Origin of the sequence: Citreicoccus inhibens, assembly GCF_019039035.1 — a bacterium.
GTDB lineage: Bacteria > Myxococcota > Myxococcia > Myxococcales > Myxococcaceae > Citreicoccus > Citreicoccus inhibens.
Genome location: NZ_JAHNZT010000017.1, coordinates 101,434 through 114,711, shown reverse-complemented (window position 1 = coordinate 114,711; position 13,278 = coordinate 101,434). Strand labels below are relative to the sequence as shown.

The 13,278-nt window shown below is 69.2% G+C and carries 10 protein-coding genes and 1 pseudogene; 6 read left to right on the top strand and 5 right to left on the bottom strand.

Translation table 11 applies throughout. The annotated features are described in order from the left end of the window. The first annotated feature begins 9 nt into the window (after positions 1-9). The 4 genes and pseudogenes from KRR26_RS20575 (at position 10) to traB (ending at position 5,133) form a co-directional block, all read left to right on the top strand. A complete protein-coding gene (locus KRR26_RS20575) occupies positions 10-1,089 on the top strand; it encodes a hypothetical protein (RefSeq protein WP_199723958.1) in 1,080 nt (359 codons plus the stop codon). Between the two features lie 160 nt (positions 1,090-1,249). Then, positions 1,250-2,020, top strand: a pseudogene (gene traA, locus KRR26_RS37675) (outer membrane exchange protein TraA family protein); the annotation flags it as partial. 243 nt (positions 2,021-2,263) lie between these two features. Continuing rightward, positions 2,264-3,502 (top strand): hypothetical protein, encoded by a 1,239-nt coding sequence (locus tag KRR26_RS37670; protein WP_328707180.1) that lies wholly within the window; start codon positions 2,264-2,266, stop codon positions 3,500-3,502. Beyond that, the gene (gene traB, locus KRR26_RS20565; protein WP_120210526.1) at positions 3,499-5,133 is read left to right on the top strand and encodes an outer membrane exchange protein TraB; all 1,635 of its coding nucleotides are present in this window, start codon (positions 3,499-3,501) and stop codon (positions 5,131-5,133) included. The genes KRR26_RS37670 and traB overlap by 4 nt, the downstream gene beginning before the upstream one ends. A gap of 265 nt (positions 5,134-5,398) precedes the next feature. Here the strand turns inward: traB and KRR26_RS20560 are convergent, their stop codons facing one another. Both KRR26_RS20560 and KRR26_RS20555 read right to left on the bottom strand, forming a co-directional pair. Then, on the bottom strand, positions 5,399-6,244 hold the full coding sequence (locus KRR26_RS20560; RefSeq protein ID WP_217080613.1) for an Ig-like domain-containing protein: 846 nt from the start codon (positions 6,242-6,244) through the stop codon (positions 5,399-5,401). A 192-nt stretch (positions 6,245-6,436) separates the two neighbouring features. Next, a complete protein-coding gene (locus KRR26_RS20555) occupies positions 6,437-8,338 on the bottom strand; it encodes a lipase maturation factor family protein (RefSeq protein ID WP_217080612.1) in 1,902 nt (633 codons plus the stop codon). Between the two features lie 114 nt (positions 8,339-8,452). On the opposite strand from KRR26_RS20555, the gene KRR26_RS20550 reads away from it, so the two are divergent. Further along, on the top strand, positions 8,453-9,106 hold the full coding sequence (locus tag KRR26_RS20550; RefSeq protein ID WP_217080611.1) for an MBL fold metallo-hydrolase: 654 nt from the start codon (positions 8,453-8,455) through the stop codon (positions 9,104-9,106). On the opposite strand, the gene KRR26_RS20545 is transcribed toward KRR26_RS20550, so the two are convergent. The 3 genes from KRR26_RS20545 to KRR26_RS20535 form a co-directional block, all read right to left on the bottom strand. Beyond that, positions 9,107-9,871: a hypothetical protein gene (locus KRR26_RS20545; RefSeq protein WP_217080610.1), complete on the bottom strand. Its 765-nt coding sequence runs from the start codon at positions 9,869-9,871 to the stop codon at positions 9,107-9,109. It lies immediately after the preceding gene. 105 nt (positions 9,872-9,976) lie between these two features. Continuing rightward, positions 9,977-10,777: a hypothetical protein gene (locus KRR26_RS20540; protein ID WP_120210530.1), complete on the bottom strand. Its 801-nt coding sequence runs from the start codon at positions 10,775-10,777 to the stop codon at positions 9,977-9,979. Then, entirely contained in the window at positions 10,770-11,669 is a 900-nt protein-coding gene (locus KRR26_RS20535) for a dimethylarginine dimethylaminohydrolase family protein (protein ID WP_233577509.1), read from the bottom strand. Before KRR26_RS20535 ends, KRR26_RS20540 begins: the two co-directional genes overlap by 8 nt. A gap of 163 nt (positions 11,670-11,832) precedes the next feature. Between KRR26_RS20535 and KRR26_RS20530 the strand changes: the two genes are divergently transcribed. After that, positions 11,833-13,197 (top strand): AAA family ATPase, encoded by a 1,365-nt coding sequence (locus tag KRR26_RS20530; RefSeq protein ID WP_217080609.1) that lies wholly within the window; start codon positions 11,833-11,835, stop codon positions 13,195-13,197. Positions 13,198-13,278: the final 81 nt, after the last annotated feature.

Sequence of the window (13,278 nt, the reverse complement as noted above, 5' to 3'; positions counted from 1 at the left end):
GGCCGGGCCATGAATGGTCCGGACCCGGAGGCGGGTTCCCCTCTCATCCTGTCGTTCCGCCACCTGTTGACCGAGGCCGTGGGCAGCTTCCTCGACTCAGCGGAGATGCCCTGCGCCCAGACGGCGGACGCGCTGAGCGAGTTGCTCGTCACGCTGTCTCGCTACCGGGAGGAGGGCGCGCCCCTCTTCCCGATGGCCTTCGTGGGCGATGACCTGGGGGACATGCTGGAGCTGCTCGGTGGGCATGACCCCATCCCCATCGGCTCGGGGCCGCGCAGCCGCGCCACCATCCAGCGCGCCCTCAAACAGTGCGCGCCCTTGGGTCAGGGCCGCTGGTGGGCGCTCTACCTGCTGCGCGTGCCAGAGGGGCTCACCTACGGCATCTTCCGCACCGACCCGTTCCCCCTGACCGAGACGCCCCTGGAGCGCCTGCGCCGCGCGGGGACGCCGGCGTCGCATGTCGTCGGAGTGCTGCAACTCGCCGACAACATCATCGAGCTGCGCGCAGGAGGCGACCTCTGCCGACACGTGTACCTGTCAGGCGCACGGGTTGACGTGGACCCCCCTTCGGTGGTGCTGCGTGAGCTGGCACATGCCGTCACGGAGCAGGTGTTGCCCTCGAGCCGAGACGCCGCGCGGGGCTTCTTCCAGCGCGTCTTCTTCGAGGTGATGCAGGGCTCGCACGGGACGCTGGTGGCGGTGCTGCCTCGGGAGCGCGCGGGCTCGGCGCTGTTCGTGGATGGCATCCTGCTGCCGCGTCCGCTGGACGTGGTGTCGCTGCTGGACCGCTATCAGGCGGCGCCGGATGACGCGGCGGCCTCGGCGGTGCGCGCCACGGCGCAGCTGTTGCGCGGGATGCTGGCCACCGACGGCATCACCGTGCTGCGCGCGGATGGGTGCATCCTCGGGTACAACGTCTTCGTGCGGCATCCGGAGACGCTGGCGCGGCAGCCCGCGTTCGTCGGTGGCGCGCGGCGGCGCACGTTCGAGGTGCTGGGCGCGGCGCTCGGCTCCGAACTGGCGGCCGCGTTCATCCGCTCGCAGGACGGTGACGTGGCGTGTCGTCGCGCGCAGCGGCTGGAGGATTGAGCCGCTCGTGGCATTCGGACGGATTTGCAGTGCTCTCCTGATTTGAATCGGGAGCGGCCCTCCGGGTGTGTCACGCGAGCGGCACAGAACCCTGTAGGTTCGACGCGGCGACAGCGACGCTCTGCGTGGGAGGAAGATTGAGATCGTCAGAGGGGGCGTTATGCTGTCACGCGCCGTGCGACCAAGCCCCCACCCGTTCCGCGCGCATGCCGCGCTCCCCCTGCTGCTGGCGTGCCTCTCCGCGTTCCCCGCGATGGCCCAGAAACTCCCGGACGTCATCGTCACGGGAGACCCCGTCGCCCCTTCGCCAAGTGAGGTAGGGACTGGGCTCTGCATGGCGTCGAGCAAGTGGACGAAGCCGACTTCGCAGCTCCCACAAAGTACGGCGACGTACACCTCTGACCTCAATACATACATGGAGGAGACCAAGCCAGCGCGTGTGTCCTCCGTCCTCCGTACTGCGTTCGACCTATCCAACAATCTCAATGATGGTCGAGTGCTGAGCTACGGCGACTTTGTCAGCATGGTGGCTGACTGTCCTCCTGGCGGATGCGGCTTTCATTACAATGCCTCCAATACGCCATTCGTCGCCAGGTTCAGGGGATACATCAACATCCCTCCCAGTCTGGCCAACAAGCTGCTTCATTTCGGGTTCTATGCCGACGACGCAATCAGTCTCGTTGTCATCGACAATGCCAAGCAGCGATACAACGTCGTCATCCGTCCGCCAGAACTGGGCGCAGCCACTTGGCGAACCACAAACAGCATCACATTCCTTCACTCGGGCCTGTACCCAATCGAGTTGATCTATGTGCAAATCATTGAGCATGGGGCGCTAGAGTTCGCAATCTCCGGCAGCACGTTCTCTGACTTTGAACGTGCTGCCAACGATCCTCCGGTCATTCCCCTCACAACCCCAAGTGCAGGCTTCGCACTCGCTCAGCCCGCCCAGTTCTTCCAGACGGACAATGGTCGCCCTTCGTACCCAACCGACCTGAACAAGTGCGAGCAGTGCAACCGCGATGATGCCAACAAGGACGGCAACAGCAGTTGCGGCCCGTATTACTACTGCAACGCTGCTGCACTCTGTGCCCCCTGCAACACGGCGCTCTCCTGCGGTTCCGCATGCCTCGCGTGCGGTCCCTCCACTCCGGTCTGCGCCGAACTCAATGGCGTGACCAAGTGCGTGCAGTGCACCGAGGACTCGCAGTGCCCCAATGGACGCTGCGACCCCGCCGACAACTTCTGCCGCGGATGCAACGACGACGGGGACTGCCCCAACGGGCGCTGCGACCTCAGCGACAACGTCTGCCGTGGCTGCAACGACGACACCGACTGTCCGGATACCGGGCGTTGCGACCTGAGCGACAACACCTGCCGTGGCTGCAACGACAACGGCGACTGCCCCAACGGCCAGCTCTGCGATATCCCGACCGCCACCTGCGTCGAGTGCCTCACCGACAAGAACTGCCCGCCCAAGCAGGTCTGCGCCACCGAGACGCACCAGTGCCGTGAGTGCAACCAGGACGCGGATTGCGATCGCGGTCTGCGCTGCTCCGACCACGTCTGCGTCGTCTGCGACACCAACACGGCTTGCGCTGGCAACTCGTGCAACTGCTGCCCGAGCGGAACCCAGTGCACGGCTCCGACTCCCGGCGCGCCGCCATCCTGCGTGGAGTGCACGTCCGACAGTCAGTGCGCCGCGGGACTCCGCTGCGACACCGCCAACGGGCGCTGCGTCACGCAGGTTCCCGAGTGCAACACCGCGGACCGCTGTGGCCCCGGGTGCTCGAAGTGCCCCACCGACCGCCCCTTCTGTCTCGATGGCGAGGTCTGTGTGCAGTGCCGCAACGACCTCGAGTGCGGCGCGGGCCAGTACTGCCTCAGTGGCGAGTGCGCCTCCTCCACCACGGACAGACACTGCGGCTCGCGCGGATCCGCCTGCACGGGCACCACTCCGTTCTGCCTCACGGATGGCTCGGTCCAGAACAGCAGCTGCGTGGGGTGCCGCAATGACACCGACTGCGGCAGCGGCTCCTGCGATGCGACGACGCACAGCTGCACCAACACCGGAGCGTGCGCGGTGAGCTGCGCGGCGGGGCGGGTCTGCGACGGCGCCTCGTGCGTCGAGTGCTACGCCGACGCGCACTGCCCCTGCGGCGGGACCTGCGACCTCTCCACCAAGACGTGCAGCGCCTCGTGCGATGACAGCGGGGACTGCCTCGGCGTGCAGTTCTGCTCCGCCGAGACGCAGCAATGTGAGCGCGGCCGGCGCAAACCCGGCACCGAGCCCAAGGGCGGCGCCTTCTGCTGCGGCACCACCGCCGATGCCACTCCCGCTGGCAGCACCGTCATGATGCTGCTGCTCGCCGCGGGCTTCATGCTCCTTCGCCCTTCCCGTCGCGTCCGATGAAGCCCTCGCTCTCCCTCATCCTCCTGCTCGCGTTGGGCCTGGCCAGTCCCGCGCTCAGCGCACCTGACGCTCGCTTCGACATCCAGCTCTTCCGGCCCTCCGGTGCGCCTCAGGACCTCGTGCTGGTCAGCCAGTCGCGACCCCTGTCGCACCTCTCCGCGTCCGCGGGCCCCTACTTCAGCTATACGTTCAATCCCCTGACCCTGGTGCCCAAGGACGGGGACCTGGGGAAGATCAGCCTCGTGGGCAACCGCCTGCAGCTCGACGTCATGGGCTCGATCGGTCTGTTTGATTGGGCTGAGGTGGGCGTGGACATCCCGCTCATCCTCGCCCAGGGCGGACAGAACCTGGAGGTCATCGGCACCGAGGGCTCTGTCGCGAGTTCCGTGCTCGGGGACTTGCGCCTCATGGGCAAGGTGGCCATCCCAGGCCTTCGCCGCCCCGCGGAGGGGCATGGCTTTGGCGCCGCCCTCACCCTCAATGTCAGCTTCCCCTCCGGCAACCAGGAGGCCTTCGCCAGCGATGGCGAGCTCACGTGGGCCCCGGGGCTCGTGGTCGACTACCGCTTCGAGTCCGGCATCCTCCTCGCGTTCAACGGAGGCTTCTGGAATCGGCCGGACCACATCTTCAACAACGTGAAGCTCGGGGACATGGCGCCGTTCGGACTGGGCACCGAGGTCCCCATCCTGCGCGGCAGCGGCATCACCGCGTTGGCCATGGTCAGTGGCGCCGTGGGGCTGGAGAAGTTGCCGGGACAGGCTCGGCAGGTGCCCGCGGAGCTGCTCGTCGGATTGCGTTGGTACAGCTCCACGGGCGTCACCTTCACCTTTGGCGGCGGCGCGGGATGTGGATGCTCGTTGGGCTCGCCGACGCTGAGCTTCTTCACCTCCATCATCTGGGTGCCCGCGAAGACGCGCGAGTGGGAGGCGCTGGAGCGCTTCAAGGATCCGCCCAAGCCTCCGCCTCCGCCCGTGGATCCGGACGGCGACTCGGTCATTGGTGACAAGGACCGCTGCCCGGACGTGGCGGGCCCCGTGGAGAACGCGGGCTGTCCGGATACGGACCGCGACAACGACAAGGTGGTGGACCGTCTCGACAAGTGCCCGGACGTGCCTGCCGGAAGCCACGGCCGTGACGGCTGCCCGCTCGCGCGCATGTCGGGGAACAAGATCGTCATCCTGGAGCAGGTGAACTTCGCCACCGACCAGGACGTCATTCTCTCCGAGTCCTTCCCCATCCTCGAGGAGGTGTCTCGCGTGATGACGGAGAACACGAGCATCGACCGGGTGCTCGTGGAGGGACACACGGACTCGCGCGCGAGTGACGCCTACAACCTGGAGCTGTCGAAGCGCCGCGCCGCGAGCGTGAAGCGCTTCCTCATCGAGAACGGCGTGGCGGCGGAGCGGGTGTGCTCGCAGGGCTTCGGACGCAGCCGGCCGGTGGCGGACAACGCGAGCGAAGAGGGGATGGCGCTCAATCGCCGCGTCGAGTTCACCATCCAGCCCCCGAGCGAGGGACCGCGTCCGCCGTGCCCGGATGAAGAGCCTCCGGCGAAGAAGGGACGAAAGGGCAGCCGCGCGAAGCCAAGCGCCGCACCCGTCGCCCCCGCCCCCAACGGCGCGAAGAAGTAGGCGCGAGCATTCATGGGAGCGCGGCCTCGAAACATGAGGCCGCGCATCCTGGCGCCAACGCATCCATTGGCGCCGCGCTCCGGAGCCCCCGACAGAAGCGACGGCTGACCTCGTCAGCGCAGGTGACGCCTCCGCACAGACTCACCCCCGCGGAGAACCGCTGGCGAACACTTCACCCTGTCGACAGGCGCGGCAACGCGCCCTCATCACGCAGCCGCACACTGGCGTCCTTCGATGACGAAGGCGCCGGTGTACCCGCGAGCCACTACCGCACGACGATGAAGTCCGCAGCCGTGCGTCGGCGTCCCGCGACGACGGAGACGACCGCGCGCCCCACGCCTACGGCGGTCACGCGACCTTCGGGAGACACCGTCACGACGGACGCGTCCGACGAGAACCACTCCAGCGGAACCTTGTCGAGCACCGCGCCGTTGCGGTTGTACGCGCGGGCCTGGAGCTGAACCGACTGGCCCGACTTCTTGAACGTGTACGACGTCAAGTTGAGGCCCAGTCGCACGAAGTCCACGGGCACCACCTGCACGGCGATGGCCCGATTCAGATGCCCCAGGGACGCCGTCACCGTCGCCACTCCGGGCGACGCGGCCACGAGCAGACCGTCCTTCACGTACGCCACGGTCTCATCGCTGGAACGAAACGCGATGGCCGGGTTGGGAATGACGTGGCCTTGCTCGTTGCGCGCCACCATGTGGAGCTTGATGGTGCGGCCCGTCTCCACGAAGTCCGCGCCCGGGGCTCGTACGTCGAGCCCCGCGAGGATGGTGAGCTCCAGCGGCACCGCCGCCTTCGCGCGCCCTCCCTGCACCCCGATGATGGCCTTCCCCGACTTGCGCACCACCACGGTGCCATCGTCTTGCACCGAGGCCACCTCGGGCGCGGAGCTGGTCCAGCGCAGGCGAGGACTCGCCATGCGCTGCCCTTCCGCATCCTGGACGGTGTACTCCAGCGCCACGCTCTGTCCCGACGCGCGCAGGTAGCGCACCTCGGGAGGTTGCAGGGTGATGGTGGTCGGCGTGGGGCCGCACGCGCTCAGCACGCTGAGGGCGAGGAGGCCAAGGAGGAGTGGGCGAACAGGCAGGCGCGACGTCGTCACGGCACAAGGAGGGTGGGAGTCGGGTCGTCGCGTCGGGGACGCCGTCCGAGGCTCGGGCGGTACCTCGACGCGCTCCCGTCCCGGGACAGCATTCCGGGAGCGAGGATGCGCGAGTCTACCGTCCACGCGCGCGCCTGGCGTGAAAAGACCCCGCGCGTTCGTTCGCTCGCCCTGCGGCGAGAGGCACGGCCCCTACTCGCTCCACTGAAGTCGAGGCGGCATCCACTCCGGCTCGTCCCCGAGCACCCGGCGCAGCGGGGGCACGTAGGGCCCCAGCGGCACGCGTCGCCACCACACCCCGGTCCGCCGGTGCTCTTCCCATGAGGCCATGCGGTAGTCGTACAGCCACGCGCGAACATGCTGGGGCGGAGAGCCCGCGAAGGGGTTGCCCGCCAGCAGCCCCAGCACCTCGGGCGCCCCCTCCAACAACCGCCCCAGGAACGCGAGGAACCACGAGGGCGGCCGGCTCAGCGCCGCGAACCACATCTGCCAGTCGAGCCTCGGCTGATGCGGGGCCACCTGACGAGGCGCCTGCCGCACGTCCGACACCTTGAAACGGAAAGGGTACGGCCTCCAGTTCACCCCATCCTCCGAGCCCTCCACGACAATCTCCGGACGACTCACGGTCATCACCGCGAAGAGGCCATACCGATTCAACGAGCGCAGCGGACGCGCCGAGGCCTCCAAGCGGTCCAACCATTCGAGGACACGGCGCGGTCGTCGCGGCGGCCACCACGAGAAGCGCTGGAGCACCTCCGTCGCGCTCAGGACTCCCACGGGCACGGCGGCCAGCGCGGACAGCGCCGCACGCCATCGCGGACGAGGGCTCGGCGCATCGCTCCACAGTCGAGCCGGCACCACCCGCCGCAGCGCGGAGTCATCCAGCAGCCACAATCCCAGCGCCCAGGACTGGAGGTTGAAGAAGCCATAGTTGCCCGTCGCGCTGATGGCGGCCTGGAGGAACGTGAAGCACGCGAAGGCGAAGCGCCGCACCTGCTTCGGACCGAAGACGAGGAAGGGCACCGCGGTCTCCAGCCCCAGCACCATCAACGTGGCGGCGCGTTGGAAGCCTCGCGGCAGGTGGTGCGCGTACCAGCCGCCTCGCGTCGGCAGCGGCGCGGTCTCGTAGTAGACGCCGCACGCCGTCAGCTCGCGCCACGTTCTATCTCCTGATTGGAGCTTGCTCAGCCCGGAGCCGAGGTACAGCCGGAACACCAGCAGGCGAAAGAGGAGCACCTCCCACGCGGCTGGCTCATGGCGCCCCAGTCCTGGCCGCAGTCCACCGGGCGCGGTGAGCGCCGCGAGCAACCCCATCTCCAGGAGCAGCACGTCCCACTGGAACGAGAGGAACTCGCGCCCCAGCGAGACATAGGACAGGTACAGGCCCCACAGCAGCGTCGCGCTCAACCGAGGTGCCACGTCGAACAGCAGCGCCACCGACAGCGCCTGTCCCGCGCGACAGCCGCGCACGAGCGCCGCATCCGAAGCCCCCCACCAGAACACCGACGGAGCCCGCCACGCACGATGCCGCGCGGTGGAGGCGCGCAGTGGTGGATCCACGACCTCGCGAATGGGCCGGATGCCACGCGCACCATAGAGCCCGAGCACCTGACGCCCCAGCGAGGTGAACGCGACGAGGAACGTGCCGCCCAACATCCGCGAGAACACCCAGCGCACCGCGCGATAGCGAGGCACCTGCGTCGAGCGGCCGAACAACCACCGGTCCCATCGCGCCGCGCCTCGACGGTGGCGCGCCACCCGCGCGTACACGCCACCCGCGGCCTGCCGCACACCGGGCAACAAGCCCAGCGCCGCCAGCCAGCGCGTCCCCACGTGGGGCGACCAGGTGAGCAGCCGGAAGACGGCCTCCGCACCCGAGGACCGTCGGCCCTGGGGCTCGATGAACTGCATCGCGCGCCGCGCTTCCTCGCGGGAGATTCCGAACAGTGCGCGCAGCCACCACCGCGAGGGCTCGAACCGCACCCGGCCTTCCGTGCGCTCCATCCAACGCCGCACCCAACGCAGACAGAACCCGCAGTCCCCGTCATAGAGCACGAGGGGTCGAGTCCTTACGGCCGCGCGCATGCCTCCCATCCTCGAAGGATGGACGTGCCCCGCGCCCCAGGGGAGCAGGGCTGGCGGGCCGCTTGGAGGGCGACACGTCGGGCAGAGGGTGGCAACGCGTTGAGGGTGCCTAGCTTTGACAGCATGAGCGAGCCCAAGGCGAAGGCCCGGAAGACCATGGAGGTGGTGCACGGCGTGCACCACTGGACCATCGCGGATGAGCGCATCGGGGGGATGCGGAGCGAGGCCTACGCGGTGGTCGACGATGACGGCGCCGTCACGCTCATCGACCCGCTGCCCATCGACGAACAGAGTCTGCGTCGGCTCGGCTCCATCGTCGGCATCGTGCTCACCGCGGGCAATCACCAGCGCTCGGCGTGGCACTTCCGCAAGAGCCTCGGCGTTCCGGTCTGGGCGCCCGAAGGAGCCCAGGGCCTGGAGGAGTCACCGGACTACCAATACGTCTCGGGCGACACGTTGCCCGGCGGGCTCAGCACCTTCCAGACCCCTGGCCCCACCGAGGCGATGTTCACGCTGTGGCTCCAGTTGCATCCCCATGCCGTCGTCTTCATCTCGGACCTGCTCACCCACGACGGCAACGGCACGCCGCGCTTCGTCCCGAGCGAGTACCAGGATGAGCCGGCGCGCACGCGCTTGAGCGTCCGGCGCATCCTGGACCACCTGCCCGTGGACACCGTGTGCTTCGCGCACGGCAAGCCCATCGTGAAGGACGGGGCCACGGCGCTCCGGCGCGCGCTCGAACGCGACACCGAGGCGCCATCGGCCCCCGCTCCCTGACTACTTCACCGCGCCGCCCGCCAGCTTCGGCGCCGAGGCCGCGGGCAACACCGCGAGGCGACAGCTCACCGGCAACGTGAGCGCCACCTCCTCCAGGGACACGGGCCGCTGCTGCACGGCCTCCGGAGTGGAGCACTCCACCGGCCCCATCGGCGCGGCCTCGGACTGCGCGGACAGCGTGAAGGAGCGGGTGCGCTCGACCCAGCGGCGGAGCAGGTCCGCGCGGTGGGCGTCCGCGTCGCGCAGCGAGGGCTCGGGGGCACTGAAGTAGAGGCGCACGCCCTGCTTCTCCGACTCAGTGGCCGTCGTCTTGGCCACCTGAATCAGTCGGGCCATCAGCTCGGACCGCCCCCAGAAATCCATCGTCGCCGGCATGGCGACCTCCAACACTCCGTGCACGGCGACGGCGGACTTGTCCGAATCCGAGGAGAGCTTGCGGGAGCTTCCCGTCTCGGTGCCGAAGGTCTTCATGCGCGGCGCCACTTCGGCGTGCGTGGCCTCGGCGGAGGCGCGCACGAGCTTGTCCACCACGGCCTTCAGCGCGGGCAGCGCCTGCGCGGCGACTTCCGACTCCTGCCGCACGCTGAAGCGCAGCGTCAGGAGATCCGGCCGCACCAGCTTGTCCGCCGCCACCGTCGGAGTCGTGGGTGCTCCGCCCTCGCTCCCGTAGTCCGACGCATACGACACACCCGAGGACCCGCAGGATGACGTCCAGAGGCAGGACAACAGCAGACACGACGGGAACACGAGGCGGCGAAAGGACATGCGGAGCTCCAAAAGTGACGCGGCCCTGAGGCCATATCGTGAAAACGAATGGGGCCGTAGCAGCTTGCGTCCCCTCCGCCCGATGACGGATGCCCGGGTCCGAGGTCACTGCGTCTCGGGAGCGACCTCGCGCAGCAGGACGTGCCCGGAGTCCAACCCTGGAGGAACAATCTCCACCCGACGTCCCGCCTCGGCGCGCGTCAGCACCGCGCCCAACGTCTTCAGGTCGGTCACCGGGACCCGCTGCGTGGCGGTGCCTCCTGAGCCGCGCGCCATGGCCATCGCGACGGCCGTCGTGTCCCGCAGGTCCGTCTCATAGACGAACGTGCGCTCCGCGTACTCGTGCCCTCCGGGGACGTGCCCCACGAGCCGCAGCGCGCCCAATCGCGTGTGCACGCGCAGGCTGGGGTTGTCCCACTGCGCCACGCCTCGCAGTCGCGTCGCGCACAGCATGCGCAGCGTGAGCGCCTTCACCCAGGCGCCCGCTCCTGTGCCGGGCAAGAAGCTCAGCAGTGACACGCCGATGAACAGCCCCGGCGTCAGCGAAGGCGCCGCGTAGTACGCCGCGCCCACCGCGAGCGCATCCTCCGCCAGCCCGAGATGCGCGCGCACCTCCTTCTTCAGCATGCGCGCCGGACAGCGCACCAACCCCACCGCCCCCGGCATCAAGTACAGGTCCGACAGCACCCAGCGCGGCACCCCGATTCCCCCAAACGCGAACTGGTTGAGCGCGAGGTATTGGCGCGCCAGGGCCTCGTGCTGCTCGGCGGGCAGGTGCGTCACCGGAATGCCCGCGGGCAGCAGGTCCAGGGCGTCCGCGTGCGCCGCGGATCCCAGCGCGGCGAAGGACAACTCGGGATGGTTGCGCTGGAACTCCGCCGCCATCGTCGCGAGCGCGTCACCCATCGGCTTCGAGCTCCCGCGCCACGGAGGACAACCGGAAGGCCTCTGGAATCACCACCCGCGCCGGGTCTACCCACGCGCGTGACACGAGGCAGCGCGACGAGCCCCCGCCCTTCTCCGTCAGCTCAGGCATGGGCAATGACACCACCCGCATGCCCAGCGACTCCACCAGCCGCACCACCCGCTCGGGTACCACGGAGGGCGCCAGCAAGTCCCGCCCCATGGGAAGTCCATTGGTCGCGTAGTGGCGGATCTCCTCTTCGCTCACCGTCAGCAATCGCTCCGCGCCAAAGCGTTGCACCAGCGCCGCATACGAATCAGGCGCGAGGACCTCCGGACACACGAGCATCCGCCCCACCGCGGGCAATGGCAGCACGGCCATGTTGCCGTGGAAGGCAGGCTCGCGGACCTGGAGGTGGAGCTGCGCTCCTGGGAAGTAGCGCGCGGCCGCGTCCAGTCCCTCGCGCGTGGTGCGCCCGCCCCAGAACAGCAACGTCACGCCCTCGAAGGTCGCCACATCCCCATGCGCCTCCCAGATGCCCACGCCAGGGTCCACGACCTCCATGCCCAGGGCACGCGCCAGCGGGGCCCAGTGCGCCCGCTCTTCCTGACGATGGGCGCTCATCATCCGAGGCAACAGGAACAAGGGCGGCGCGGACTCGCGCGAAACCACCTGACCACACTCCGCCGCGTAGGGCATCCCCGTGAGGACCTCCGAGGGCGAGGGCAGCGCGACCACCGTGCCGCCCCGCGCCTCGATGGCTCGCGCCAGCGCCAACCACTCACGACGGGCGCCCCGCGCATCCACCTGCGCGGCCTCGCGACTGCGGAAGTTGGAGCGCCCGCGCAGCGCCCAGCCGCGCCCCGGCGGCGACATCAGGAAGAAATCCATCATGGCCCAAGACTTCTACTCCTGGCCCCCGCGCTCCCACAACGCGGGCCAAGGTCGTCCGTGCCCCAGGGGGCAAGACAGACACATGCAAGACATTCCCTGACGCGCAACGCATTGCGCTGAAAGTCATTGAACGCAGCAGGACAAGACGCGGCGGGACTGCCTGGTGTTGGTGGAGCATCCACCTCAGGACACGGAGGATGGAGAGAAGGACTCGGCCATCCTCCAGCCTGACTCGCGGGCGCTGCTGCACTGGCTCCATGGCGAGGGCGCGCTGCCCATCCCTCGCGAGCTGCGCGACCCGGTGACGGGGCTGTGGAGTCAGGAAGCGCTGGAGGGCGAGCTGCTCGGCACGGGGCTCGCGGCGCGGGACACGTTCATCCAGCTCACGGACAGCGCGTACACCTCGGCGCGCTTCATCGAGCAGGAGCACCGACCCATCAAGTGGGGACCCGACCATGGCGGCAAGTCCATGGGCGCGCGCATCATGGCCGTGAACGAGTTCTATGGCTTCGACGCGGGCTCGGAGGCCATCCAGCTCGTGGCCGCCGCTGTCCTCTTCCTGGACGACGTGCAGCACGAGATGAATGCCGCGCTGAAACCGGGCCTGTGCGTGCGCCTCAAGGCGGTGCGCATCCAAGGCGAGCACGTGGCGCGTGGCGCGGAAGTGTTGGACATGGTGGATCCGCTGCGCTCGCTGGAAGAGACCGTGGATCTGGATGAGTCACGACGCGAGCGCCAGGAGCCGGGCACGGGCAACGTGCTCGCCAGCCACGACATTCCACCGAGCGACACGGCTCGCCGCGGGGCCTTCCAGGCCGCCAGCGCGCGATTCCTGGAAGCGCAGGCGCGCGAGTCCGCGGATGAGCTGCTGCGCGTCTACCGAGACCGTGGGCCCGACACCTGGGCCGCCTCCGCCACGGAGGACACAACCGCGGGCGCCTGGACGGTGGTGATTGGCGGCTCCCACGGCGCCGGAAAGAACACGCTGGCCGAGCGCCTCACGCGAGCGGCGGGCCTCACCGCCTACAACGTCGGTGACCTCAAGCGCCGCATGGCCGCGGTGCGCGGGTTCCCCAGCGTGCAGCGCTACGGCACCTCGCTCGACGCGGACGCCGCGCGCGAGCTGGACGCCTTCCTGGACGGACTCCAAGCGGAGCGCGTCCTCCAAGGTGGAGCGCTGTTGCACAGCTTCTTCGGTCCATGGGTCGCGGCGAAGCTCGCTCCCGAGCTGGCGCGGCGCGGAGGCCGCCTGCTGCGCGTGCTGCTCACCTGCCCACTGGAGGAGCGAGCCCGGCGCGTCCAGACGCGCCACGCCGAGGGTGACGACCCAGGCACGGTGGAGGAGACCCACGCGCGACTGAGGGCGAGGGACGCGGCCGACCTCGCCAACCTCGCGAAGCTCGCGGGCTCAGCGGACGCAGAGGCCCTGCTGCATCCTGGGCGCTACGACCTCGTCTTCGACACCTCGGCGCTCAGCGCGGATGAGCTCGCCGCGCGGGTACTGGAGCGACTCGCCGCCGACGCGTAGACCCCAGGCCAGTCATATCGGCGGAGTGCGCGATGCGGCGCTCCGCCGACGCTGCACACATGGCCCAACCCCAGGGCGCTG

Bases quoted from the DNA above. Each gene is read 5' to 3' on its own strand.
- KRR26_RS20545 (WP_217080610.1), bottom strand. From the start codon at position 9,871: ATGTCCTTTCGCCGCCTCGTGTTCCCGTCGTGTCTGCTGTTGTCCTGC.
- KRR26_RS20550 (WP_217080611.1), top strand. From the start codon at position 8,453: ATGAGCGAGCCCAAGGCGAAGGCCCGGAAGACCATGGAGGTGGTGCAC.
- KRR26_RS20575 (WP_199723958.1), top strand. From the start codon at position 10: ATGAATGGTCCGGACCCGGAGGCGGGTTCCCCTCTCATCCTGTCGTTC.
- KRR26_RS20555 (WP_217080612.1), bottom strand. From the start codon at position 8,338: ATGGGAGGCATGCGCGCGGCCGTAAGGACTCGACCCCTCGTGCTCTAT.
- traB (WP_120210526.1), top strand. From the start codon at position 3,499: ATGAAGCCCTCGCTCTCCCTCATCCTCCTGCTCGCGTTGGGCCTGGCC.
- KRR26_RS20535 (WP_233577509.1), bottom strand. From the start codon at position 11,669: ATGATGGATTTCTTCCTGATGTCGCCGCCGGGGCGCGGCTGGGCGCTG.
- KRR26_RS20540 (WP_120210530.1), bottom strand. From the start codon at position 10,777: ATGGGTGACGCGCTCGCGACGATGGCGGCGGAGTTCCAGCGCAACCAT.